Source organism: Acidobacteriota bacterium (assembly GCA_009838525.1).
GTDB lineage: Bacteria > Acidobacteriota > Vicinamibacteria > Vicinamibacterales > UBA8438 > VXRJ01.
On record VXRJ01000028.1, the window covers coordinates 76730 to 101751 of the forward strand.

The 25022-nt window shown below is 69.4% G+C and carries 25 protein-coding genes; 19 read left to right on the plus strand and 6 right to left on the minus strand.

Annotated features, from left to right (window positions below; genetic code table 11):
- Positions 1–34: 34 nt before the first annotated feature.
- Both F4Y45_12500 and F4Y45_12505 read right to left on the minus strand, forming a co-directional pair.
- Positions 35–853 carry a hypothetical protein gene (locus tag F4Y45_12500; protein ID MXY25329.1) on the minus strand — a complete coding sequence of 273 codons (819 nt, stop codon included), beginning with the start codon at positions 851–853 and terminating at the stop codon, positions 35–37.
- The gene (locus F4Y45_12505; protein ID MXY25330.1) at positions 825–1637 is read right to left on the minus strand and encodes a tetratricopeptide repeat protein; all 813 of its coding nucleotides are present in this window, start codon (positions 1635–1637) and stop codon (positions 825–827) included. The genes F4Y45_12500 and F4Y45_12505 overlap by 29 nt, the downstream gene beginning before the upstream one ends.
- On the opposite strand from F4Y45_12505, the gene dprA reads away from it, so the two are divergent.
- From dprA to F4Y45_12525, 4 genes are read left to right on the plus strand one after another with little or no spacing between them, the layout of a single operon-like run.
- On the plus strand, positions 1338–2492 hold the full coding sequence (gene dprA / locus F4Y45_12510) for a DNA-protecting protein DprA (protein ID MXY25331.1): 1155 nt from the start codon (positions 1338–1340) through the stop codon (positions 2490–2492). The genes F4Y45_12505 and dprA overlap by 300 nt on opposite strands.
- A 54-nt stretch (positions 2493–2546) precedes the next feature.
- Positions 2547–5186 carry a type I DNA topoisomerase gene (gene topA, locus F4Y45_12515; protein MXY25332.1) on the plus strand — a complete coding sequence of 880 codons (2640 nt, stop codon included), beginning with the start codon at positions 2547–2549 and terminating at the stop codon, positions 5184–5186.
- Positions 5183–6607, plus strand: a complete 1425-nt coding sequence (locus tag F4Y45_12520) for a methylenetetrahydrofolate--tRNA-(uracil(54)-C(5))-methyltransferase (FADH(2)-oxidizing) TrmFO (protein MXY25333.1) — start codon at positions 5183–5185, stop codon at positions 6605–6607. Before topA ends, F4Y45_12520 begins: the two co-directional genes overlap by 4 nt.
- Positions 6579–7526, plus strand: a complete 948-nt coding sequence (locus tag F4Y45_12525) for a tyrosine recombinase XerC (GenBank protein MXY25334.1) — start codon at positions 6579–6581, stop codon at positions 7524–7526. The genes F4Y45_12520 and F4Y45_12525 overlap by 29 nt, the downstream gene beginning before the upstream one ends.
- Here the strand turns inward: F4Y45_12525 and F4Y45_12530 are convergent.
- Positions 7489–9567, minus strand: coding sequence for an ABC-F family ATP-binding cassette domain-containing protein (locus F4Y45_12530; protein MXY25335.1), 2079 nt, complete (start codon positions 9565–9567; stop codon positions 7489–7491). The genes F4Y45_12525 and F4Y45_12530 overlap by 38 nt on opposite strands.
- 155 nt (positions 9568–9722) lie before the next feature.
- On the opposite strand from F4Y45_12530, the gene F4Y45_12535 reads away from it, so the two are divergent.
- From F4Y45_12535 to F4Y45_12595, 13 genes are all read left to right on the plus strand, one after another.
- Positions 9723–10412, plus strand: a complete 690-nt coding sequence (locus F4Y45_12535) for a hypothetical protein (protein MXY25336.1) — start codon at positions 9723–9725, stop codon at positions 10410–10412.
- A gap of 53 nt (positions 10413–10465) precedes the next feature.
- Entirely contained in the window at positions 10466–11209 is a 744-nt protein-coding gene (locus tag F4Y45_12540; GenBank protein MXY25337.1) for a sigma-70 family RNA polymerase sigma factor, read from the plus strand.
- Positions 11202–11987, plus strand: a complete 786-nt coding sequence (locus tag F4Y45_12545; protein MXY25338.1) for a hypothetical protein — start codon at positions 11202–11204, stop codon at positions 11985–11987. Before F4Y45_12540 ends, F4Y45_12545 begins: the two co-directional genes overlap by 8 nt.
- A gap of 35 nt (positions 11988–12022) precedes the next feature.
- On the plus strand, positions 12023–12595 hold the full coding sequence (locus F4Y45_12550) for a hypothetical protein (protein ID MXY25339.1): 573 nt from the start codon (positions 12023–12025) through the stop codon (positions 12593–12595).
- Positions 12596–12609: 14 nt separating this feature from the next.
- Positions 12610–14001 carry an amino acid permease gene (locus F4Y45_12555; protein MXY25340.1) on the plus strand — a complete coding sequence of 464 codons (1392 nt, stop codon included), beginning with the start codon at positions 12610–12612 and terminating at the stop codon, positions 13999–14001.
- Positions 13998–14552 carry an ATP-dependent protease subunit HslV gene (gene hslV / locus F4Y45_12560; protein MXY25341.1) on the plus strand — a complete coding sequence of 185 codons (555 nt, stop codon included), beginning with the start codon at positions 13998–14000 and terminating at the stop codon, positions 14550–14552. The genes F4Y45_12555 and hslV overlap by 4 nt, the downstream gene beginning before the upstream one ends.
- A gap of 2 nt (positions 14553–14554) precedes the next feature.
- On the plus strand, positions 14555–15964 hold the full coding sequence (hslU, locus tag F4Y45_12565) for an ATP-dependent protease ATPase subunit HslU (protein MXY25342.1): 1410 nt from the start codon (positions 14555–14557) through the stop codon (positions 15962–15964).
- Positions 15965–15990: 26 nt separating this feature from the next.
- Positions 15991–17328: a fibronectin type III domain-containing protein gene (locus F4Y45_12570; protein ID MXY25343.1), complete on the plus strand. Its 1338-nt coding sequence runs from the start codon at positions 15991–15993 to the stop codon at positions 17326–17328.
- Between the two features lie 41 nt (positions 17329–17369).
- Positions 17370–18134, plus strand: a complete 765-nt coding sequence (locus F4Y45_12575) for a fumarylacetoacetate hydrolase family protein (protein MXY25344.1) — start codon at positions 17370–17372, stop codon at positions 18132–18134.
- 18 nt (positions 18135–18152) lie between these two features.
- On the plus strand, positions 18153–18806 hold the full coding sequence (gene fsa / locus F4Y45_12580) for a fructose-6-phosphate aldolase (GenBank protein ID MXY25345.1): 654 nt from the start codon (positions 18153–18155) through the stop codon (positions 18804–18806).
- Complete coding sequence (locus F4Y45_12585; protein MXY25346.1) at positions 18806–20347, plus strand: methylmalonyl-CoA carboxyltransferase; 1542 nt, start codon at positions 18806–18808, stop codon at positions 20345–20347. Before fsa ends, F4Y45_12585 begins: the two co-directional genes overlap by 1 nt.
- 168 nt (positions 20348–20515) lie before the next feature.
- Complete coding sequence (locus F4Y45_12590) at positions 20516–20995, plus strand: hypothetical protein (protein MXY25347.1); 480 nt, start codon at positions 20516–20518, stop codon at positions 20993–20995.
- Positions 20986–21414: a type II toxin-antitoxin system VapC family toxin gene (locus F4Y45_12595; GenBank protein MXY25348.1), complete on the plus strand. Its 429-nt coding sequence runs from the start codon at positions 20986–20988 to the stop codon at positions 21412–21414. The genes F4Y45_12590 and F4Y45_12595 overlap by 10 nt, the downstream gene beginning before the upstream one ends.
- On the opposite strand, the gene F4Y45_12600 is transcribed toward F4Y45_12595, so the two are convergent.
- On the minus strand, positions 21383–21610 hold the full coding sequence (locus F4Y45_12600; protein MXY25349.1) for a hypothetical protein: 228 nt from the start codon (positions 21608–21610) through the stop codon (positions 21383–21385). The genes F4Y45_12595 and F4Y45_12600 overlap by 32 nt on opposite strands.
- Between F4Y45_12600 and F4Y45_12605 the strand changes: the two genes are divergently transcribed.
- Entirely contained in the window at positions 21609–22736 is a 1128-nt protein-coding gene (locus F4Y45_12605) for a mandelate racemase/muconate lactonizing enzyme family protein (GenBank protein MXY25350.1), read from the plus strand. The genes F4Y45_12600 and F4Y45_12605 overlap by 2 nt on opposite strands.
- Positions 22490–23470, plus strand: coding sequence for a DUF2490 domain-containing protein (locus F4Y45_12610; protein MXY25351.1), 981 nt, complete (start codon positions 22490–22492; stop codon positions 23468–23470). The genes F4Y45_12605 and F4Y45_12610 overlap by 247 nt, the downstream gene beginning before the upstream one ends.
- On the opposite strand, the gene F4Y45_12615 is transcribed toward F4Y45_12610, so the two are convergent.
- Together F4Y45_12615 and F4Y45_12620 are read right to left on the minus strand one after the other, a co-directional pair.
- Positions 23395–24594 (minus strand): molecular chaperone, encoded by a 1200-nt coding sequence (locus tag F4Y45_12615; protein ID MXY25352.1) that lies wholly within the window; start codon positions 24592–24594, stop codon positions 23395–23397. The genes F4Y45_12610 and F4Y45_12615 overlap by 76 nt on opposite strands.
- Complete coding sequence (locus F4Y45_12620) at positions 24078–25016, minus strand: hypothetical protein (protein MXY25353.1); 939 nt, start codon at positions 25014–25016, stop codon at positions 24078–24080. The genes F4Y45_12615 and F4Y45_12620 overlap by 517 nt, the downstream gene beginning before the upstream one ends.
- Positions 25017–25022 lie beyond the last annotated feature (6 nt).

The window sequence follows — 25022 nt, forward strand, 5'->3', positions numbered from 1 at the left end:
CATACCCCTGCCCGAAGCGGCCTGTAAAGCGCGCCTACTTCAGCATGATCCGCATTCCGCGGATGCTCTGATCGGCCAGGGCGCCGAGGAAGGAAGGGAGCAGACGGTCCATCAGCTCGAAGTACGACGAGAGCGCCGGCGTGTTCTGCGTACTCTCGTACAACACCTCTTCGCGGTGCCGCTCGGTGTAGAGCGTGATGCCCGTGCTGCCGTCGATGAAGATGAAGGTCGGACTCAGCACGAAGCCGCTCCGGTCGCGGTAGGTCCGGACCGGGACGACGCGCCGCCGCCCGAACTCGTCGTAGATTTCCCGTTCGCGCGTCACCATCCCGGAGCGCTGGTGCGGGGTGAAGTGGACGGTGCCGGTGACGATGAGCGGGTTCTGGTGCTCTTCCCCCAACTGCCGCCAGTAGCTGACGTTGGCGAAGATGTGCTCGAACGACTCGAGGTCCTCTTCGCTCAACTCGGCTCGCTCGTCGTCGCTGAGCGGGAGATCGTCGGCGCCGCGCTGCACGTCGCCGTCACCGTTGCCGTTTCCGTTGCCATCTCCGTTGCCGTTGAACCCGCCGCCCTGCATCTCCGCGACGGCGAGCAGATCGAGCACCTCGGCGTCGATGACCTCGAGGCGCGATTCCGAGCGCAACTGGCTCCGGAGCAGCCGCGACGTTTCCAGGTTCGCGTCCACGTCCTCGCTGCCTCCCGCGAGGAAGCCGGCCACCAGGATCCGCTGGAAACGCCCGACATCCAGCTTCGGCTGGAGCGGGGTCTCAATCGGAACCTCGAAGTAGCTCGTGCAGGCCGTGGCGGAGAGCAGCAGGAACGCGCTACCGGTCGCCTTCCAGAATGCGGTCATGGATTTCCCTGAAGAGATCGTAGTTCTGCTGGATGTTGATGTTGTCCGGCTCGAGATCGAGCGCTCTCTCGTACGCGTCGAGCGCCTCATCGAACTCTCCCTTCTGCTCATAGGCAATCCCGAGATTGTTCCACGCGGCGGCATAGCTCGGGTCGATGTCGGTCGCCCGCTTCCAGCGATACTCGGCCTCCTCCCAGAGGCCGGCCCGAGCGACCGCGATGCCGAACTCAACCTGCGCCGTGGCGTCGTCCCGTTCGTCCGCGATGGCGGCGGGAGTGAGCGCCAGCAATAGCGCGAGGGTGAGGAAGGCTTTCATCGTTCCCAGCGCGTCGATTCTCACCAAGACACAGCCCCCGAACGAAGCGCCTGATCGAATATAGCGGCCTATCGCAGCCGGTTGCAAGTAAAGTCGGCGTCCGGATCGCGGCGGGGGGCACGCCGCCGCGCTGACGTTCCGTCCTGGCAAGGATCTTGCACCGACGGAATGGACATGACAAGGGGCGCCAACCTCGTCGCAACGGTCGTTCTGTCGCTCTTTCTGACGCGCACCCGTTTGCGCAAGGCCTTGCTGACGCACGCCACGGAGGACGGAAGCGCCGCGCTGTCGGGCGATCAGCGCCGTGGCGTCGATCTCGCCGGCCTCACCGAGCAACTGCCCAGGCTGCCAGGGCCACTGGCCAGGGAGCGGGAAGCCTGCCGAAAACAGGCGGTCCGGTTTCTCGAGACCGCGGCAGCGGGCGGCTTCGTGCCGGTCACGTGGGACGATCCGGCCTTTCCGGCGCATCTGACGGCACTCGAGGATCGGCCGGCGGTGCTCTGGTTGCGGGGCGACCGCTCCGCCCTGGATCGCCCCGCGGTCGCCATCGTCGGGTCGCGCAGGGCCTCCCCCTACGCGGTGCAGGTGGCGGAGCAACTGGCGGCTGAGGTCAGCCGCCATGGCGTGACGGTCGTCAGTGGTCTCGCCCGCGGCGTCGACGCGGCGGCCCACCGGGGAGCGCTCGCCGGCCCGGGCTCGACCGTGGCGGTGGTCGGCTCGGGCGTCGACGTCGTCTACCCGTCGGAGCACGCCGCCCTGGCCGACCGGATCGCCGGCACGGCGGGAAGCGCCGTAGTCAGCGAACTGCCGCCGGGCACGCCGCCGCTACGGCATCACTTTCCGCGGCGGAACCGGTTGATAAGCGGAATGTCACGCGGAGTCGTCATTGTCGAGGCGACATTCCGGAGCGGATCGCTCATCACGGCGCGTTGCGCGGCCGAACAGGGGCGCGACGTGATGGCGGTGCCGGGCAACGTGCTGAGCGGCCGGAGCCGCGGCGCCCACGCCCTGATCCGGGACGGCGCGAAGATCGTCGAGACGGCGGACGATATTCTTGAAGAATTGGGCATGCCGGCGGTGGCCGCCGATGAGGCGCAGGCAGCGACACGGTCGGCGGAGGGACAACCGTTCGCTCGGGGACTGGACCCCGTCTTGGGCCGGATGGACCCGGGCGAGGCGTACTCCGTGGACGAGTTGGCGGAACAGAGCGGGATGGACGGCGTGGCGCTGCTTCGGAAGCTCACGGACCTCGAGATCGAGGGTCGCGTTCTTCGGGTCGCCAACGGCCGGTTCGTGCGGACACCCGACAGGATGCTAACGTAACGCCGGTTCGCGGCCGCCAGGTGGCTGGCCGGCCGCCGCCGTCACAGGAGGAGCATGGCGAGATCGCTGGTAATCGTGGAATCCCCGGCCAAGGCCCGGACGATCAACAGATACCTGGGACGCGACTACCTCGTGAAGTCGAGCGTCGGGCACGTCCGCGACCTGCCGGTCAGCGGCCGGGGGCGTGCGGGCGGGGCGGAGTCGGCCAACGGCGGCAAACCGGCGGCCAGTGGCAAGAAGCGTAGAACTGCCGCCCAGCGGGCGAAGCAGCAGCGCCGGCAGCTCGTTCGGCGTATGGGAGTCGATCCGGACCACGGCTGGAGCGCCACCTACGAGGTGGTTCCCGGCAAGGAGAAGGTGGTCCGCGACCTCAAGAAACTCGCGGAGACGTCGGACGACGTGTACCTCGCGACCGACCTCGATCGCGAGGGCGAGGCGATCGCCTGGCACCTCCGCGAGGTGATTGGCGGCGATCCCAGGCGCTTCCGCCGCGTCGTCTTCAACGAAATCACGCGCCGGGCCATTCAGGACGCTTTCGCCAGCCCCGGCGACATCGACCAGAATCGCGTCAACGCCCAGCAGGCGCGCCGGTTCCTCGACCGTGTCGTCGGCTTCGAGGTCTCGCCGCTCCTTTGGGCGAAGGTGGCGCGCGGGCTATCGGCCGGGCGCGTGCAATCGGTCGCGGTCCGCCTGGTGGTGGAGCGCGAGCGGGAGATCCGGGCGTTCGAGCCGGAGGAATACTGGGAGGTCTTCGCCGACCTGATGCGGGCGGGCGAGAAGGAAGTCTGCCGCTTCCAGGTGGCGAAGCAGGCCGGCGCGACCTTCCGCGCCCGCAACCAGGCGGAAGCCGATGCGGCGGTCGCCGCCCTTGTCGGCGAAACCTTCCGGGTCACTCGGGTGGAGAACAAGCCGGCGACGACCAGGCCGCCGGCGCCGTTCATTACCTCCACCCTGCAGCAGGCGGCGTCCTCGCGCCTCGGTTTCGGCGTCCGCAAGACGATGACCCTCGCGCAGCGCCTCTACGAAGGGGGCCACATCACCTACATGCGGACCGACGCGACGACGCTGTCGGCCGACGCGGTGGCCGCCGCCCGCGCCCACATCGGCGCGTCGTTCGGCCCGGGGTACCTGCCGCCCAAGCCGAACGTCTACCGGAGCAAGGCGGGCGCGCAGGAGGCGCACGAGGCGATCCGTCCAACCGACGCGGCGGCCGATGCGGCGGCGCTTCCGATTGCCGACGCCGACGCACGCCGGTTGTACGACCTGATCCGCCGCCAGTTCCTCGCGTGCCAGATGACGCCGGCCCGGTATCTCGGCACGACGGTGACCGTCGTGGCGGGCGACTACGAGTTGCGCGTTCGCGGCCGCGTGCTGGAATTCGACGGGTACACGCGCGTGTTGCCGCCGATCTCCCGCAAGGGCGACGACCTGGCGGTGCCCGCCTACGACGAGGGCGAAATGCTCACCTGCGCGAAGCTCGCGCCGGCCCAGCACTTCACCAAGCCGCCGGCCCGCTACAGCGAGGCGACGCTGGTGAAGGAACTGGAGCGTCGCGGCATCGGCCGGCCCTCGACCTATGCGTCGATCATCTCGACCATTCAGGACCGCGGCTACGTCACGCTGAAGAAGCGCCGCTTTCATGCGGAGAAGATCGGCGAACTGGTGACCGACCGGCTGGTCGAGAATTTCTCCGACCTGCTCGATTACTCGTTTACCGCCGGCATGGAGGAGACGCTGGACCAGATCGCCTCCGGCAACCGCGACTGGCTGAAGGTGCTCGATACGTTCTACGCCGACTTCCGCAAGAAGCTGGAGGACGCGGCGCGCCCCGACGGCATGCAGCCGAACACGCCCACCATGACCGGCATCGACTGTCCGACGTGCGCCCGGAAGATGCAGATCCGCTCCGCCAGCAGCGGCGTGTTCCTGGGCTGTTCCGGCTACGCGCAGCCCCCGAAGGAGCGCTGCACGCAGACCCTGGATCTTCGGCCGGCGGACGAGGCGGCCGACGCCGACCGGGACGACGAGGCGGAGAGTCGGCTGCTCCGGGCCAAGCGTCACTGCCCGACGTGCGGCGCGTACATGGATTCGTATGTCATCGACGCGGCGCGGAAGCTCCACGTCTGCGGCAAGAACCCGTACTGCGCCGGGCACGAGATCGAAGCGGGTTCGTTCGAGGCGCTCCTTCCCAAGGCGCGCACGATCCCGTGCGACAAGTGCGAGGCCGACATGGCGCTCAAGTCGGGGCGGTTCGGCAAGTTCTTCGGTTGCACCAACGCAAAGTGCAGGCACACGCGCAAGCTGCTCAGGAACGGCGAGCCGGCGCCGCCGCGGGTCGATCCCATTCCGATGCCCGAGCTTCGCTGCCGGTCGGTGGACGATCACTACGTCCTTCGCGACGGCGCCGCCGGGATCTTCCTTGCCGCCAGCCAGTTTCCCCGGCACCGCGAGACGCGCGCCCCGGCGGTGTCGGAATTGAAGGCGCACGCGGGGGAACTCCATCCGAAGTACCGCTACCTGATCGAGGGGCCGGACACCGACCCGGAGGGACGGCCCGCGGTGGTCCGCTACTCGCGCAAGACGCGCCAGCAATACTTGATGTCGGAGCAGGACGGAAAGGCGACCGGCTGGCGCGTGGTCTACGAGGGCGACCGGTGGGTCGAGACCCCCGCGGCGACAAAGAAGGCGGGATGATCCACGTCATCGGCGGCGGCCTGGCCGGCAGCGAGGCGGCATGGCAGGCCGCCGCGCGCGGCGTTCCGGTCACGTTGCACGAGATGCGCCCCGTCCGGACGACGGCCGTCCACCGGACCGACCGCCTGGCGGAGTTGGTCTGCAGCAATTCCTTCCGGGGCGCTGCCCTCCACAACGCGGTCGGCCTTCTGAAGGAAGAGATGCGCCGGCTGGACTCGCTGGTGATGCGGGTGGCGGACGCATCGCGCGTCCCGGCCGGCGGCGCGCTCGCGGTTGACCGCGATCGGTTCGCGGAGGGGATCACCGGCGCCATCGAACGCGAGCCGCGCATCACGGTCCGCCGGGGCGAGGTGCCGCGCCTGCCGGCCGCGCCGGATTCCGACGCTCCGGTTTCCGGCTCTCCGGTCATCGTCGCCACCGGGCCGCTCACCTCCGAGTCGCTCGCCGCCGACCTGACCGCGTTCGTCGGACGCGAGCAACTGTATTTCTTCGATGCGATCAGTCCCATCGTCGAGGCGTCGACCATCGACCAGTCGAAGGTCTTCAGGGCGTCCCGACGCGGGCGCGGCTCGCGCGTGGCGGCGTCGGGCGGACCGGCGTGCGGCGCCGATCCGAACGAAGGAGACTACCTGAACTGCCCGATGACGGAAGCGGAGTACGTGCGCTTCCACGAGGCGCTCGTCACCGCCGAGCGGGCCGAGCTGCACGACTTCGATCGGACGCCCTTCTTCGAGGGCTGCCTCCCCGTCGAGGTGATGGCCCACCGCGGCCTCGACACGCTCCGCTACGGTCCGATGAAGCCGGTCGGCCTGACGGATCCGCGGACCGGGGGCCGTCCCTGGGCGGTGGTGCAACTCCGCCAGGATGACCTGGCGGCCGACCACTTCAGCCTGGTCGGGTTTCAGACCCAGTTGAAGTGGGGCGAGCAGAAGCGCGTGCTGCGCCTGGTCCCGGGACTCGAGCAGGCGGAGTTCGTCCGCTTCGGCATGCTGCACCGCAACACCTACATCAACGCCCCGACCGTCCTGCTGCCCACGTGGCAAACCCGGACCCGGCCGGATCTCTTCATCGCGGGACAGGTGTCGGGCGTCGAGGGGTACGTCGAGTCAGCCGCCTCCGGCCTCGTCGCGGGACGGAACGCCGCGGCGGTGGCGCTGGGGGAAACACCGCGCGCGCTGCCTCGCACGACCGCCCTCGGCGCGCTGGCGTACTACGTTTCGCATGCCGCCCCCAGCACGTACCAGCCGGCGAACATCGCGTTCGGGTTGATCCCGTCCCTCGACGCGCCGCCCCGTGGCCGGCAGGCGCGGCGGCAGGCGATGGCCCGCCGCGCCCTGGCCGATCTGGAAACCTGGATGGCCGGGGACCGACCGGCCGATAGATCGAGTGAAGATGCCGCAGCCGCTGCAGTCGCACCGTGACGAGTTCCTCGAGTTCCTCGAGCTGAACCGGAACGTCTCGCGCCACACGCTCCGGGCCTACCAGAGCGACCTGGCGCAGTTTGCGACGTTCGCGGCCGAGCGCCTGGGGCGCAGTCCGAAGCCGGCCGACATCGACCACCGGCTGATCCGCGCGTTCCTGGCCTCGCTGTACGAAAAGGGGCTTTCGCGTGCGACCTCGGCGCGCCGCCTTGCCGCGATCCGGTCGTTCACGCGCTATCTGCGGCGCGAGGGTGCGGTCGACCGGAACGCGGGGGCGCTGGTCGACGCGCCCGCCGTCGAGCGGCGGATGCCGGCGCACCTCGCCCGCGACGAGATTGAGACGCTGCTTGCCGCGCCCGACGCGGCGACTCCGCTCGGCCGGCGCGACCGCGCCATCCTGGAGCTGTTCTACGCGTCGGGACTGCGCCTCAGCGAGCTGGCCACCCTCGATCTGGAGGACGTCAACCTGAGCGGCCGCATGGTGCGCGTGCTCGGCAAGGGGGGCAAGGAGCGGATCGTGCCCTGCACCCGGCCGGCCGCCGCGGCGATCCGGGCATGGTTGCCGGACCGCGCCCGCCTGATGGAGTCGGCGCCGCCCCGCACCGTGCGGTTGCGGCGGGGGCGCACGCGCCACGCGCCCGACGACCCGCTGTTCGTCAACAAGCATGGCGGGCGCCTGTCGGTGCGGAGCATCGATCGGCTGGTGCGGAAGTACGCGCAGCAGGCGGCGACCCGCCTCGGCATCTCACCGCACGCGCTGCGGCATTCGTTCGCGACCCATCTGCTCGACGCCGGGGCCGATCTGCGGTCGATCCAGGAGCTCCTCGGCCACAGCCGGATCAGCACGACGCAGCGCTACACGCACGTCAGCACCGCGCAGATCACCGACGTGTACCGGAAGCACCACCCGCGGGCATGACCGCGGCCCGGTCGCGATCCGCCGCTTCCTCCTCGAGCGCCTCCCACTGATTCATCAGGTCGCCCACCTCCCACATCAGGGCCTGGTGGCGCTTGACCATCCCGGTGGCCGCCGTCTCGTCCGCGTACAGATCGGGCGCCGCCATCTTCGTCTCGAGACCGCGGATTTCCTCTTCGCGCTCGGCGATGCGCCGCTCCAGCTCCGCGATCCGTCTACGGAGCGCCTGCGTGCGGCGTTCCTGCCGCCGGGCTTCCACCTGCCGCCGCTTGTGTTCGGCCGCGCTGGGCGGCCGCTTTGAGCCCGTCGCCGGCACGGCCGCGGGCACGGCCGAGGCCGATGTTCGCGGTGACGCCTTCGGCGCGGGCTTCGGGCCGCCGCGCCGCGTCCCCGTCGCCGGCGGGATCACCGTTGCGGACGGCGGCGCCGCCGGCGCCCCGGCATGCGTCCGGCTCCAGCGGAACTCCTCGTAGGTTCCCGGGTAGAGCACCGCATCGCCGCCGCCGATGTCGAGCACCTTCGTCGCCAGCTTGTCCACGAAGTAACGGTCATGGGACACGAAGATCAGCGTGCCGCCGAACGCCTCGAGCGCCTCGAGCAGGACATCCGTCGAGTCGATGTCCAGATGATTCGTCGGCTCGTCCAGAATCAGCGTGTTCGACGGCCGCAGCAGCATGCGCGCCACCGCGAGGCGCGTCCGCTCGCCCCCGGAGAGGACGCGTACCCGCTTGTAGATGTCGTCCTCCGTAAAGAGAAAGCCGCCGAGGATGTTCCGGATCGCGGGCACCATGTCCACCGGCGATCCCGTGGCCAGCGTCTCGTAGACGGTGAGCGCCGGGTCGAGCCGGGTCGCCTCGTCCTGCGCGAAGTACTGCGTGTGGACGCGGTAGCCGACGGTCCGCTCGCCGCCGTCGGGCGCCTCCGCCCCCGAGAGCATCCGCATGAGGGTGGACTTGCCGGCGCCGTTCGGACCGACCAGGGCCAGGCGGTCGCCCCGCTCGATATGGAGGTTCACGCCGCCGAACACGCGAACGTCGCCGTAGGCCTTCGCGGCGTCCCGCAACTCGACTACCGTGCGGCCGCTCCGCGCGCTGGCGGGAAAGGTGAAGTGCACCTTCTTCCGTTCGGGCGGCACTTCGATTGGCGTGATCTTCTCCAGCATCTTGACCCGGCTCTGGACCTGCTTCGCCTTGGACGCCTTGTAGCGAAAGCGGTCGATGAAGAGCTGTATCCGGGCGATGTCCTCGTCCTGCTGCTGCTTCGCGGCCCGGAGCCGGGCGACCCGCGCGTCGCGATCGGTCAGGTAGGCGCTGTAGGTGCCCGGGTACGTGTCAAGGGTGCGGAGATTGATGTCGGCGATGGCGGTGACGACGGCATCGAGGAAGTAGCGGTCGTGCGACACCAGGACCACCGGGTGCGGATACTCGATCAGGAACTCCTCCAGCCAGTTCCGCGCCTCGAGGTCGAGGTGGTTTGTCGGCTCGTCGAGGAGCAACAGCCGCGGTCGGGCGAGCAGGAGCTTGGCGAGCGCGATGCGCATCTGCCAGCCGCCCGAGAAGTGCTCGGCGGGGCGGTCGAAGTCCTCCGGCGCAAAGCCGAGGCCGCGCAGCACGGCGTCCACCTTCGCCTCGATGCCGTAACCGTCGCCATGCGTGAACGCCTCCTGCGCTTCCGCGTAGCGATGGAGCAGTTCGTCGTGGGCGTCGCCGGTTGTCGCGGGGTCCGCAAGCTGCCCTTCCAGGCGCTGCATTTCGTCCTGGAGCGCCAGCAGCGGCGCGAAGGCGAGCGTCGCCTCGTCCCGGAGCGTCCGTCCCGCGTGGGTCAATCCGTCCTGCGGCAGGTAGCCGACCGTCAAGCCGGACGGGCGGACGATCTGTCCGGCGTCCGGCTCCACCTCACCGGCCAGCATCCGGAGCAGCGTCGTCTTTCCGGAGCCGTTCGGGCCGCAGAGGCCGATGCGCTGACCCGGCTGCACCTGCCAGGTGACGCGGTCGAACAGCACGCGGTCCGCGAACGTCTTGTGAAGGCTCGATACCTGTATCACGCCGGAAGCACCCGACCCGTACGATAGCGGGCGGATCCGCTGCCTGTCGAGCGGACCGGCCGGCACACCGGGCCTGCTAAGATGGCGCATCGGGAACACGCGCTTCGCGCGGCGGTCACGCTGCCAGTTCGTTCCGGGATGCCCCAGACCAAGCCATGGCCAAGAAGGAACCACTGTACGACTACGAGATCACGCTCGATGAATTCCAGTTTCCGGCCCGTCTGCCGGGACGCCAGGCGAACTTCCGGCTGATCGCCGAGCTTCGCTACCAGAACAAGCGCGGCGACTTCGACACCGAGACGGCCGTGCTGCCGGGCCTGGACACCTTCTGGGAGTGCCAGCCCGGCGCGCACGCGAAGCAGAACTTCGTCCGGAAGGAGCAGCCCGCTGCCGCGCGGCACGGCCGGCGGAAGGGGTCGACGGCGTACTACCTGCCCGAAGTCGACGTCGAGCGCGTCGACGACTGGGACCGCCTGGTGCTCCGGATCCGGGCCCTGCAGCTCAACCGGCTGAAGGTGACGGTTCTCGACGTGAACCGGAAGAACTGGTGGGACGCGTTGGCCGAGGCGGCGGCGCGCTTCGCGGGCGGCGTCATCGACCGGGCGGCAAAGCGGGCGAAAGCGGAGACGCGCGACGTGCCCCTCGCCGGCGGCCCGGCGGGCGATGCGTTCGGCGGCCTCGCCGACGACGTGCAGGCGGCCATCACCCGGCGCCTCGCGGGCGGATCGGACACGAAAGTGCTCTTTGCGGCCTCCGCGCCGGCGAGCGGTTACGAGCCCGTGGTGATCGGCGCCGGGGGAGACGACGGTTACCGCCTCGCCTTCCGCATCGCCGATCCCGGCTGACGGCTTGCGCGCCCAAACCCTTTTGCCAGCCCGACCGTCTAACATGACAGGAAATGCAGGGAGTCGCAGCCTTGCCCCGCGAGGCTCGTCCGGGAGGCGAGCCGTTGGACCCATCGCCGTTGGAGGCCTCCGCCGGCGTGGCGACCACCGACGAAGCCCTTGTCGCCCGGGCGCAGACCGGGGACCACGATGCCTTCGGACAACTGGTGCAGCGCTGGCAGCACCGGATGTTCGCCCTCGCGCTTCGCGAGGTGCAGGACGAGACGGAGGCGCACGAGATCGTCCAGGAAGCGTTCGTCAGCGCGTGGCGGTCGATCGGGAAGTTCCGGCGGGATTCGAGATTCTCGACCTGGATGTACCGCATTACGCTCAACCGCTGCCGCGACTGGCGCCGGTCCCGGAAGCGCGCGCGGATGGTCAGCCTTGATGGAGGCGACGCGGAGACCAGCGACGCGGTACGGCTGGCCGACCAGCGGGCGAGCCTCGCCACCGAGCCGGCCGAGGAAACGATGGCCCGCCGGTTCCAGCTCGAGACCGTGAAGCGCGCGATGCGCAGCCTGCCCGAGGCGCAGCGGCAGGCCATCATCCTGAAGGAGTTCGAGGGTCTCACGCTCCAGGAGATTGCCGATGCGACGGGGAAGCCCCTGAGCACGATCAAGACCCGGGTGTATCAGGGCCTCACCACCCTGCGGCGGCTCCTGGCCGACCCGGTGGGCTTGGCGGCCATGCAGGGTGGCGGCGCCGGACGGGCTTATCCCCGCCTGGTGCTGCAACGCGGAGGGGAGTCCGATGGCTGATTGTCCGGAGAAGAGCGTACTCATCACGTACCTCTACGGCGAGGGCTCGACCGGCGAACACGCGCGCGTGGAGGCGCACGTCACCGCGTGCCGCGCCTGTTCGGAGGAGCTGGCGTCGTTGCGCTCGGTGCAGGGCGCGTTGTCGGCGTGGACGGTGCCGGAGACCGATCTCGCGTTCGACCGATGGCAGGTGGCGCCGGCCCAGACCTCCGGAGCGGCGCACGAGGCGCGGGCGCGCGAGTCGTTCTGGTCCGGCTGGTCGATGTCGCCGGCCTGGGGCCTCGGCGTCGCGGCGACGCTGTGCGTCGCGGTGGGGGCTACCGCGGCGGCCATCACCGGTTTCGAGGTGCGCTACGGAGACTTCGAGTTCAGCATGGGACGGCCGGCGGCGGCGGAAGGGACGGCGCCGCTTTTCGTGGAGGCGGGCCCGCCGCCCCGGGTCACCGATATCGTGTTGGCTCCGCCCCGGGATGTCTTCGGACCGGGCCTGGAATTCGCGCTTGTCGGCGGCGATTCCCCGGGTCCCGGCGATCCGGCCGCGATGCTGGAGCGGCTGACCGTCTTTAGTCCCGCATCATCCGCGGCGCTGCTCGAGGAGATCCAGCGCCAGATGGCCGAGCGGGAGCTGGCGCCGGAGCCGGCGTGGCCGGACATCGTCCAGCGGCTTCGCCGCGCCCAGGAACGTAATCCGGCGCGGGTGCGGCAGGACTTCGCCGACTTTGTCGTGCGTGTCGCCGGGCCGCCCGGCGAGGCGCCCACCGCCGCCCCCGGCCGATAGGAGCTTCCCGAATGCGCGCGATCTACAATCGGCCGATGCGAAACGGTTCGATCCGGCTCCCTGCCCTGGTGCTCGCGCCGCTCGTCGCGGTCGCCGGATGCGGAGCATCTCCCGATCTGACCACGGCTGTGGCGGTAACGCAGGTTACCACCGGGTGGCTTGATGTCGGACTGGATGACCTGGGGCGCAACAAGCTGGTGCCCGCTATCGAGTTCAGCATAGAGAACGTCTCGGAAGCGGATCTCGGCATGCTGCAGCTCAACGGTGTTTTCCGGCGATGCCTGGTGCTCTACCAGGGTCAGGCCCCGCCTGAGGCTCCTGTGTCGCCCGCGGACGATGAGGAAGGCACCTGCCTGGCCGAGGATCAGGAGTGGGGCGGCGCGCCGCTGATTCGGGCGGTGGGAACCGAGGGGCTGGCGTCCGGAGGCGGGCTCGGTCCGTTCACGATGGAGTCGCGCCTCGGTTATACCGGCGAGCAGCAGCTGCCCGAGATGCTGGGGCACCGGGATTTCGTCGACGTGAAGGTGGAGCTGTACGTCAAGCATCGCGCCGCGCAGTGGGTGAAGGTGCGTGAGTTTCCGATCGACCGGCAGTTGCTGACGCAGTAGCAACCGGTACCTGCGTGACCGTTTCAGCGCCGTCGCTCGTCCGCCGTCTCGGGCCGATCGACGGGGCGTCGATCATCGTCTCCAACGTGATCGGCAGCGGCATCTTCCTGGTGCCCGCCCTGGTCGCGGTCTGGGTGCCCAACGTCTGGGCGATGCTGGGCGCCTGGGTTGTCGGCGGCCTGCTGGCGTTCGCCGGCGCGATGGCCTATGCGGAGCTGGCGGCCCGGCTGCCGCGCGCGGGCGGCGAGTATGTCTATCTCCGGGAGGCGTTCGGGCCGGTCGCGGGATTCCTTACCGGCTGGACCTCGTTCGTCGCGGGATTCTCCGGCGCCATCGCGGCGGGCGCGGTCGGGCTCGCGACCTACCTCGGGCGCCTGGTTCCGGCCGCGGCGGACGCGACGCCGTTCGCGACGCTGCCGCTCGGGGTCGTCACCCTCAGCGTATCGCCCCGCGCCCTCGTCGCCCTCGCCGCGATAGCGGCGCTCACCGTGGTCCACATCGCCGGACTCGGCCCGGGGCGGATCGTGCAGAACTTCCTGGCCGCCGCCAAGGTGGGCTTCCTCGTGGCGCTCGTTGCGCTGGGCTTCGCGGTCGGCAGCGGATCCGTGGGCAACTTCACCGCGCCGAGCGGGGACGCGGTGTCCCCGGCGCTCTGGCTGCTTGCGCTCATTCCGATCATGTTCAGCTACTCCGGGTGGAACGCCGCGGCGTACGTCGCCGAGGAAATCCGCGAGCCGGAACGCAACGCGCCGATCGCGATGGCGGTGGGGACGGTGGCCGTTGTCGGCATCTACCTGTTGCTGAACCTGCTGTACGTCTACGCGATGCCGGTGGCGGAAATGGGTGAACTCGCCTCGGCCGACGCGCGCGTGATCGATGCCGCGGGCGCGCGGCTGTTCGGCGACGGGTTCGCCGCGCTGCTTGCGGCCGCCTCCGTCGTGATGATCGCGGCCAGCCTCAGCGCGATGGTGCTGGCCGGGCCGCGCGTCTACTTCGCGATGGCGCGCGACGGCCAGTTCTTCGAGGCGGCGGCGCGCGTGCATCCGCGGTTGCGCACTCCGGTTGCCGCGATCGTGGCCCAGAGCGCCTGGAGCGGGCTGCTCGTGCTGGCCGGCACGTTCGATCAGTTGCTCCTGTACACCGGCTTCGCGGTAGTGATGTTCGCCGGGGCGGGAGTGGCGGCGCTCTTCGTCGTGCGGCGGCGCGATGGAGCAGCCGCGCGACCGGTGAGCCTGCTCCGCCGGGTGGCGCCTGCCGTCTTCGTTGCGGCGAGCGCGGCGATGCTGGTGAACGCCGTCTGGCGGGAACCGGTCGCGTCGGGCGCCGGCGTGCTCCTGATTACCGCCGGTCTGCCGTTCTACTTCGTTTTCCGCCGCCGCGCAGCACAGGGAGACAGCCCCGGATGACCACGACCAGCCGCGACCCGGAGACTTTCTACGGCACCACGGTACTCGCGGTCCGCCACGGCGACCGGACCGTGATGGCGAGCGATGGACAGGTAACGCTGGGCGCGACGGTGGTGAAGCAGTCGGCGAAGAAGATCCGTCGTCTTTACAACGATCGCGTCCTCGCCGGGTTCGCCGGTTCCGCCGCCGATTCTTTCGCGCTGTTCTCCCGCTTCGATGCAAAGCTCGAGGAATACCGCGGCAACCTGGAGCGGGCGGTCGTGGAGCTGGCGAAGGAGTGGCGGACCGACCGCGCCCTCCGCCGCCTCGACGCGATGCTCGTGGTCGCCGACGCGCGGACGACGCTGCTCCTTTCGGGCAATGGCGACCTGATCGAACCCGACGACGGCATCGTGGCGATTGGATCGGGCGGCGCGTTCGCCATGGCGGCGGCCAAGGCGCTGGCCCGGCAGACCGAGCTCGACGCGCGTGCGATCGCGGAGACTGCGATGCAGATCGCGGCGGAGATTTGCATTTACACGAATGCCAGTGTCACCATCGAAACGCTGTAGCCGTGCCGATCTACCTGCCTGAGACCACCGCGTCCAGCACCGATGCCCTGACGCCGCGCGAGATCGTCGCCGAGCTCGACCGGTATGTCGTGGGCCAGCACCAGGCGAAGCGCGCGGTGGCGGTCGCGCTGCGCAACCGCATGCGCCGGCAGAAGCTGCCGCCGGATCTGGCGAGCGAGGTGGCGCCGAAGAACATCCTGATGATCGGGCCGACCGGTGTCGGCAAGACCGAAGTGGCGCGGCGCCTGGCGCGGCTCGCGCAGTCCCCCTTCATCAAGGTGGAGGCGTCGAAGTTCACGGAGGTGGGTTACGTCGGGCGCGACGTCGAGTCGATGGTCCGCGACCTGGTCGAGCTGGCGGTCGGCATGGTGCGCGAGGAACGGCTCGTCGAGGTTCGGGAAAAGGCCCGCGCCAACGCCGAAGAACGGCTGCTCGATCTGCTGGTCCCGCCGGCGCGGCCCGGCCCGGCCCCCATCGTGCCGCCGGTGCAGGGGGTGGACGATGCGGCGAGCGAAACGGCGCCGCCCGATTCCGCCCGCCGGACGCGCGAGAAGCTCCGCGCGCAGCTTCTCGCCGGCCTGCTCGACGACCGGATGGTCGAGCTGGAGGCGCGCGAGTCGTCGTTTCCCTCGCTCCAGGTAATCGGCGGGACGTCGTTCGAGGAGATCGACGTCACGATGAAGGAGATGATGCCAGGTCTCTTCGGACGCAGCCGGCCGCGCAAGATGCGGGTGCCGGAGGCGCTCGATCACCTTGCCCGCGAGGAGGAGCAGAAGCTGATCGACATGGACAGCGTCGGCCGCACCGCCATCGAGCGGGTGGAGCAGGCGGGCATCATCTTCGTGGACGAGATCGACAAGATCGCGGGGCGCGAGCGGGCCCACGGGCCGGACGTGAGCCGGGAGGGGGTGCAGCGCGACATTCTCCCGATCGTCGAGGGAACGTCGGTCAAGACCAAGCATGGCATGTGCCGGACGGATCACATCCTCTTCATCGCCGCCGGGGCGTTCCACCTGTCGAAGCCGTCCGACCTGATCCCGGAACTGCAGGGCCGTTTCCCGATTCGCGTGGAGCTCGATTCGCTCGGGATCGAGGACTTCGTCCGAATCCTGACGGAGCCACAGGGAGCTCTCGTCACGCAGTACCGCGCCCTCCTCGCCACCGACGGGATCGACCTGGTGTTCGACGACGGGGCGATCCGGCGGATTGCCGAGCTGGCCAGCCGCGTGAACGACCGGAGCGAGAACATCGGCGCGCGCCGTCTCCACACGGTGATGGAGAAGCTGCTCGACGACATTTCGTTCAACGCGCCCGACATGGCGGAAGAACGGGTCGTCATCGACGCCGCCTATGTCGACCGGATGCTGGCCGACATCGTCGACGACGAAGACCTGTCGCGCTACATCCTTTGAGCCACCATGCACCCGGCCCGCATGCCGTGACCCGCGGTTGCCCCGCCGTCGTAGGGGCGTGGCTGCTCGTCGCGGCGTTGCTGGCTGCCGGATGCGGGTCGCGCGGGTCGCCGTTGCCGCCGCTCCGGATTGTCCCCGCCACGATCACGCCGGTCGAGGTGACGCGCCTCGGAGACCGCGTATACGTCGAGTTCGTCGCGCCGGAGGAGGACTCGGACGGCACGACGCCTGGAGACATCATCCGGGTCGAGGTGTACGCGGTGACGACCCAGCCCGAGTTGCGGCAGCCGCGCCCGCCGGTCGACGAAGACTGGTTCGACGCGGCGACGCTGGTGGCGACGTTCGACGTGGAGCCGCCGGATGCGGCGCTGTCGCCGGACGACGCGACCGGGGTCTCGACGCTGCCGGAGGATGCGGCGGAGGGCGCGCTGGCGCCGGCCCCGGTCGTGGCGCAGGGCGATGACGTGACGGTGGTCGAGCGCCTGACGCCAGAGACGCTGGTTCCGGTGATCATCGGCGAGCCGGACGACGAGGACGAAGAGGAGGATGACGACGAGGACGAGCCGGTGCGCCAGGTGCCGCGCCCGGTCGTCGCGCCGCCGTTCGAACCGCTTCCGATCCGCTCGTACGTCGCCGTCGCGATCTCGTCGCGTGAACGGATGGGCGATCCGTCGGCGATTGCGGATCTGCCGCTGACGGACCCGCCGGCGCCGCCGTCGGGCCTCCCCGTCGTCACGTACACCGAAGAGTCGGTCGACGTGACGTGGACGCAGCCGCCGACGTTCCGCCGGCCGGTGCACGTGGAAAGCCCGGAACCGCCGCTGCTGGCGTCGCGGGCGGTCCTCGAGTGGCCGCGCGGATCCGAATATGCCGTCTATGACCAGGCGGCGTGGGATCCGGACGCGGAACGTCCCGAGCCGCTCGCATCGCCCGGCGACGAGCCGACGCTCACCGAAGATTCGGTCGTGTTCGGGGAGACCCGTTGCTACGCGGTTCGTGTCGTCGACTATGTCGGGACGACGCCGGTTGCGGGTCCCGCGTCGCTCGCCAACTGCGTGGTGCCGGTCGATACGTTTCCGCCCGCCGCCCCGACCGGGCTGATCGCCGTGGCGGACGGAAACGGCATCAGCCTGGTCTGGGATCCCAACGGCGAAGAGGACCTGGCCGGCTACGTCGTCTTGCGCGGAACCGCGCCAGATGCGACACTCCAACGGCTCTCGGCCGGGCCGGTCGTGGCGACGGCGTTCCAGGACACCCGGGTTGCTCCGGGAGAGCGCTACGTTTACCGGGTACAGGCGCTCGACGGCTCGATTCCCCCGAACGTCAGCCCGCCGTCGGAGGCGGTGGCGGAGACGGCGCGGTAGGCCGTCACGAGCCGGATGGAGTCGGCGGAGGAGTAGCGCGAATGGATCGGATCTACCGGGTGGCGCAGGGCGGCGGGAGTCTCTGGGCCCTGGAGCGGGACGGCGCCTGGACGGCGCTCGATGGCGATCCGTTCGGGACGTATGGCCCCGGCGCGTTCCTCGACCCGAACGGCGTGCGCCCGCTGCCGCCCGTCACCCCGTCCAAGGTGGTCGCCGTCGGACTGAACTACCGCGACCATGCGAAGGAGATGGGGAAGGCGCTGCCGGACGAGCCGCTCATCTTCCTGAAGCCGCCGTCGGCGATTGTCGGCCCGGAGGAGGCGATTGTCCTGCCGCCGGGCCATGGCCGCGTGGACTACGAAGCGGAAGTGGGCATCGTCATCCGGCGGCGGGCGCGGAACGTCCGGGCGGCGGACGCGGCCGACTACGTCTTGGGCCTGACGTGCGTCAACGATGTGACCGACCGAGACATTCAGAAGAAGGACGTGCAGTATACGCGGGCAAAGGGGTTCGACACGTTCGCGCCGGTGGGTCCCGCGATCGCGGTCGGCCTCGACGGGTCGGCGCTTGCGATCGGGTCGACCGTCAACGGTGAGACCCGGCAGGCGTCCAACACCCGCGAGATGATCTTCCCCCTCGACCATCTGGTCGAGTTCGTCACGCGCGTCATGACGCTGCACCCGGGCGACGTCATCGCGACCGGTACGCCGCCCGGCGTCGGTCCACTGGCCGCGGGCGACCGGGTGGTCGTGAGCATCGAGGGGATCGGTGAACTGGCGAACGACGTGGTAGCGGCGGGCCACTGACCCGCGAGGAGAAAGGCGATGAAGATCTTCGTCGATAGCGCGAATACCGGGACCGTCGACGGACTCGTGCCGCTCGGCATCATCGACGGCGTCACCACCAATCCGTCGCTGCTGGCGAAGGAGCCGGGCGATCCGCACGACACGCTCCGTCACATCTGCCGGTCCGTCGGCGGGCCGGTCAGCGCCGAAGTGGTGGCGACCGACGCCGCCGGGATGATCCGCGAGGGCCGCGAACTGGCCGCGCTGGACGAGCACATCGTCGTCAAGGTGCCGTTCGGCCGCGAGGGCGTTCGCGCCTGCGACGCGCTCACCGGAGAGGGCATCCGCGTGAACGTCACGCTCTGCTTCTCGGCCGCGCAGGCGCTGCTGGCCGCCAAGGTGGGCGCGGCGTTCGTCAGCCCGTTCGTGGGCCGGCTCGACGACATTTCCACCGACGGCATGGGGCTGATCGAGCAGATCGTCGAGATCTTCGAGAACTACGAGTTCGGCACCGAGCTGCTGGTGGCGAGCATCCGCGGTCCGATCCATGTCGTCGAGGCGGCGCGGATGGGGGCCGACATCTGCACCTGCCCGCCCAAGGTAATCGACAGCCTCTTCAATCATCCGCTGACCGATATCGGGCTGGCGAAGTTCCTGGCGGACTGGGAGAAGGCGCAGGCGCTCAAGGCGTGATGGACCGACGCGCCACCCTCGCCGACTACGAACGCCGCGCCGAGGAGGGTGGCGGCGCGGGCCGTCGCCAGCGGCAGCACGACGCGGGCAAGCTGACCGCGCGCGAGCGCATCGATCTCTTCTTCGACCCCGGCACCTTCGTCGAGATTGACAAGCTGGTGACCCACCGCTGCCGCGATTTCGGGATGGACCAACAGTTGATCCCGGGTGACGGCGTGGTGGCGGGCCATGGCCTGGTGGACGGCCGGCCGGTCTACGCGTTCGCGCAGGACTTCACGGTCTTCGGCGGCTCGCTGTCCGAAACGAACGCCGCCAAGATCGTCAAGATCATGGACCTGGCGATGCGCAACGGCGCGCCCATGGTCGGGTTGAACGACTCGGGCGGCGCCCGGATCCAGGAAGGCGTCGCCTCGCTCGGCGGCTACGCCGACATCTTTCTCCGCAACACGCTCGCGTCGGGCGTCATCCCGCAGCTTTCGGCAATCATGGGCCCGTGCGCCGGCGGCGCCGTCTACTCGCCCGCGATCACCGATTTCACGGTGATGGTGGATCGCACCAGCTACATGTTCGTCACCGGCCCGGAAGTCATCCGGACCGTCACCCACGAGGAGGTGACCAAGGACGAGCTGGGTGGCGCGATGACCCACAATGCGCGGAGCGGCGCGGCGCACTTCGCGGTGCCGACGGATCGGGACTGCCTGGCGCTCCTGCGGCAGCTCCTCGGCTACCTGCCGGGCAACAACCTGGACGATCCGCCGCGCGCCGCGACCGACGACCCGGCCGACCGGGAATCGCCGGCCCTCGATACGCTGGTGCCGGAGTCGCCCAACCAGCCCTACGACATCCTGGAGCTGATCCGTGCGGTGGCCGACGACGGCGGGTTCCTCGAGGTCCACGAGCACTTCGCCCGCAACATCGTCGTCGGCTTCGCGCGCTTCGGCGGGCGGCCGGTGGGCGTGGTGGCCAACCAGCCGGCGCACCTCGCGGGCGCCCTCGATATCGACGCCTCGATCAAGGGGGCGCGCTTCGTCCGTTTCTGCGACGCGTTCAACCTGCCCCTGGTCACGTTCGAGGATGTTCCCGGCTTTCTCCCCGGCACCGTGCAGGAGTACGGCGGGATCATCAAGCACGGCGCGAAGCTGCTCTATGCCTTCGCCGAGGCGACCGTGCCCAAGGTGACCGTCGTCACGCGCAAGGCGTACGGCGGCGCCTACTGCGTCATGGCCAGCAAGCACATCCGGACCGACGCCAACTTCGCCTGGCCGACGGCGGAGATCGCGGTGATGGGCCCGGAAGGGGCGGTCAACATCCTCTACAAGCGGGAGCTGGATGCCGCCGAGGATCCGGACGCGCTTCGCGCCGAGCGGGTGGCGGAGTTCCGCGAGAAACTCGCCAATCCCTTCGTGGCGGCGGGCCGCGGTTTCATCGACGAGGTGATAGCTCCGCGCGTGACGCGGGGGAAGATCATCTCCGCGCTGGAGAGCCTCGACGGCAAGCGCGACCGGAACCCGCCCAAGAAGCACGGCAATATTCCCCTCTGAGGCGCGTGCGGGGCGCTGCCGTCGGTTGCCGATCCGCACCCTCGGCGCATATTCCCACCGGCTGCAGCATCGCCAGAATAGGAAAAATCATTCCTTGATGTGATATAGGTATCATCAGTGGCGCCTGCGGACGAGGTCGAGGTACCCGCAGGTGAGGACGACGGAACCATGAACGAGAACCTGAGTGTCGCCGATGAGGCCTGGGTCGCCACGGCGTTGTTGCACAGGGAGCATCCCGCCCGGGAGGATTTCGCGATGAAGGAAATCGTCCGGCGGGCCGAGCAGATTGCCGGTCCGGAACCTCTGCGCCCCGGTGTCAAGCATCACATCTCCTACCATGCGGTCGCCCAAACGAAACCGAACCCCGGACAGCACTGCCTGTTGTTCGCAACCGCTCGGGGGCGGAGGCGTCTCTTCAGGCCCGGCGATCCGCGCCACCCGAATCGCCGCGGCAAGGAGGTTCCGCGGCGGGACCAGCTCCCGCCAGCGTATCGCTCGCTAATCGACTGGTATCGCACGGTGTACTCCGCCAGAGTCGACGTGACGCCACTCGATCCCATTCTGGCGCTCCGGGGACTCGGCAAGACACTCTGGGCAGAGGAAGAAGCCGACGCCTACGTCTCGCGGCTCCGTGAGGGCTGGTCGTGAGCCGGGTGTTCTGGGACACCAATCTGTTCGTGTACCTGATCGAGGGGACGAGTGACCGGGCGGAGTCGGTGGTAGCGCTACGGAAGCGGATGATCGAGCGTGGCGACGAACTGCTGACGTCGACGCTGACACTCGGCGAGTTGCTCGTCAAGCCGGTCGAAATGGGCGATGAGGAATTGCGGGATCGGTACCTGCAAGCGATAGACGCTGGCGTGACGGTGCTGCCGTTCGATGCCCGAGCCGCCCTCCAATTCGCGGCGATCCGTGGCGACAGGTCGATCCGGGCGCCCGACGCCATTCAATTGGCGTGTGCGGCGGCCGGTGGCACAGACCTCTTCATCACGAACGACGATCGACTGAGCAGGAAGAACGTGCCCGGCATTGCGTTCATACAGTCCTTGCAGCGGACGTTCCTTTGACGTGAAGCTGCCGGAGGGCTACGCTGCGGAGTCGTCGAAAGGGAGTCAACAGCATGAGCATCAATCGACGCCGGTTTCTTGAACAGTCGGGGACAGTGGCGGCCGGTCTCGGCGCGGGGCTGGCTGGCGCGGCGGCCGGGGCGGGGCTCGCAGCAGCGCCGGCGGCCGCGGCGGCGCAGGACGCCGCGCGGAACATCCGGATCACGGGGTACCGGACGATGGTGCTCGACAATATCGATCCGCCCATCGGCCACCGCAAGTGGCTGTTCCTGCAGCTCGAGACCGACGCCGGCATCGTCGGGCTGGGCGAGCGGGTCTCGGGCGGCGTCCTGGAACTGGGCTCGCAGGTGAGCCTGCTGCACGAGCTGTGCGATTCGGGCGTGGTCGGCAAGAGCCCGTTCGACATCGAACGGATCTGGCAGGACATTTACGCGAACCCGCACGACTACCGTCATCCCGGCCTGTCGAAGACGCCGGCGATGTCGGCGATAGAGATGGCGTGCTGGGACATCGTCGGCAAGGCGGTGGACCAGCCCATCTACAACCTGCTGGGCGGCCAGTTCCACGAGCGGCTGCGCGCGTACGCCTACCTCGACACCGCCGGCGTCTGGGAGAACCCGGAACTGGCCGGCGAGCGCGCGGCCGAGCTGATCGAGCGGGGCATAACCGTCTGCAAGCTCGATCCGTTCCAGCCGATCACCGGCGGGCCGCGCGATTACCCGCTGGAGACGATCAACCGCGTCGCCCGGATCTTCCGCGCCATGCGCGACGCGGTGGGCGACAAGCTGGAAATCGGCATCGGCACGCATGGCCAGTTCTCCACCTCGGGCGCCATCCGCGTGGCGAGCATTCTGGAGGAGTTCCATCCCTTCTTCTTTGAGGAGCCGGTATCGCCGGAGAACGTCGACGAGATGGCGCGCGTCGCGGCGCAGACCAGCATTCCGATCGCAACCGGCGAGCGCCTGGTCACGAAGTTCGAGTTCGCGGAGGTTCTCGGCAAGCAGGCCGCCAACATCATTCAGCTCGACGTTGGGCAGTGCGGCGGGATACTGGAGTCGAAGAAGATCGCCAGCATGTGCGAGGCCCACTACGCGATGATCGCCCCGCACATGTACTGCGGTCCCGTCGCCGCCGCGGCGGCGGTGCAGCTCGACACCTGTTCGCCCAACTTCCTGGTGCAGGAGTTCAATACCAACGACCTGCACCGCGACATCTTCGTCGATCCGATCACGATCGAGGAGGGATACATCACGCCCCCGACCGGACCGGGCCTGGGCGTCGAACTGGATCAGTCGGTAGTCAACCGGCAGCTCTCCAACTGAGTTCGCCGGCGTACGGATTGCGGACACTCGACTCGGCGGATTCCCTGCGCGGCGCCGCGGCGGCGGCCGTCGCGGTGCTGGTCCTGACCCTGGCCGGGGTGCGTCCCGCCGAGGCCGAGGACGTGCAGTCCTGGACCGACGTCGAGTTCGGCGTCTACGAATCGGACCGGGTTGCCTGGACGGTCGAGGGCGTCGCCCGGATTCGGGACTCGCTGAAGAGCGCGTACGACCGCCGGCTCAAGACCGACGTGGGCCTCACGCTGAACGATGCGGTCAGCGTGTCGTTCGGCTACATCCTGCGGAACCGGACGCGCGGCGACTTCGGCTATCGCTGGGACCATCGTCTCCTGGCCGAGATAACGTATCCGCTGCATACGGGCGACGTCCGCGTGGAGGGCACGACGCTCTACGAGCGCCATGTCGGCCGGCCGGACATTCCCGACTTCAACCGCTACCGGCAGCAGATAGAGCTGGAGCGGCCGCGCGCCCGTCTGTCGCCCTGGCTCCACCAGTCCCTCGGTTTCGAGCGCCGCGGCTTCATGCGCTCCCGTTCGCGCGTCGGAGTCCGCTGGCGCTTCCGGTCCGGATCGACGGTCATCGGCGCCTATCAGTTCGAGCGGATCAAGTACGGCGCGACCTGGCGGCCGCGCCATGCCATCTATTCGGAATGGAGCTTGCAGATGCGGGCCGATTCCGAGAGCGACCCCAGGGCGAGACGGGCGGCGCCGCGATAGTAGTCGGTCTCGGCGTGCTTCTCGACGAGCGCGAGGCAGGCCGGCGCCCACGCAAGCAGGTGGTCCCGCAGGAACCCCGTCTGCGCCTCGAAGCATCGTGCGAGCTGGGCCGCGTCGCCCTGGGCGGCCAGCTCCGACAGCGTCGCCACGAATGCCAACTCGAGGCCCAGGTGGTCGTCCGGCTCCCGGTGGACGGCGGGCGCCTCCACGCCGAACCGCTCATAGAGCGCCCGCACCTGGAGGGTGGATTCCTGAAAGGTGAGCTTCTTCTTGCTGCGGTAGATCGACTCCCACGGCGCGGCCAGCATCTCGCCCGGCCCGACGAACAGCCGGTTGAAGTCCCACACCAGCGCGGCGAGCTGCGCCGGGTCCCAGCGTTCGCAGAACGCGGCCAGCAGCACCAGCCCGCCGGCCGTGTTCGCATCGTCGGACGGAAAAGGCCAGGCCTCGAACAGCCGGTCCCGGGCGAAGGCGGCCAGCCAGTCGGCGCGCGGCTCCTCGTAGAAGCAGCGGCCGAGAAAGTGGTAGGCGACGGCCTGTTCGTCCTGACGCCGCCGCCACTCGGAGGGAATGGTCCGCGGTTCGTCAGGCTCCGCCGCGGGCGTGGTCAAATGCCGACCCTCACCCGCATGGCGTAGAAGAGGAAGCGTCCGCACACCTCCGACGCCAGGACGAAACCGAACGCGCCGCACGTGAGCACGCAAGCCAGCCGAAACGGCGGGCGCGCGGATGGCCTTGAGGGTCTCGCCGGTCGGCGTACAACGAGAAGCACGCCGACCAGCGCCGCCGCGGCCGCGCCCAGCAGTCCGAGCCGGACGAAGAGGATGCCGCCGTAGTCGCCGGTCAGCCGCTGCAGGCTCGCCGCGGCGGCGGGCAGGGGATCGGCGGCCAGCGAGGCGACGTGCAGCGGCACGACGAGAAACTCGACGGCGAGCGCCGCGATGCCGGCCAGCACGAGTCGCCGGAAGGTCGCGGACGTCCGGGCGCGACTGGCGGGCGCGTCCCCGCCCGAATCGTCGTCTCCCCCGAACAGGGTCCGGACCACCAGCCCGGCTGCCACGCCGAGAATGCCCAACCTCAGCGCCGTGCCGCCGAACGCGGCGGGCGTGGCGAAGCTGTTCCAGGCCGGTTGGGCCGGCAGCAGGTAGATCGCGATCTGACTGTAGAGAAACGCCAGGCCGGCTGCCGCGGTAAGCGCCGGCAGCCATGCGGTCGGGAGTGCGGCCCGCTCCCTCCGTTCCCGCCACACGAGGGCGCCGAGCAGCGCCGCGAACAGGCTCCCGAAGACGATCTCGCGGCTCAGCCAGGACGTGGGGAAGTTCACGACGGCGCGGGCCGCCTGGAGCGGGGTGGCGAGGTGAAAGAGGGCGACGAACAATCCGGCCGACAGCACCGCCAGCACGCTCAGGAGCGGCAGGCCTTCGTCGGCCGCACGCGCCCGGGGTCGCGGTCCGACGTACCGCAGCACCTGCAGGGTGAGGAATGCGCCGACCGCTGCTTGCGACAGGACCGTGAAGAAGACGAGCGACCAGTCGCGTGTCTCCATCCGGCC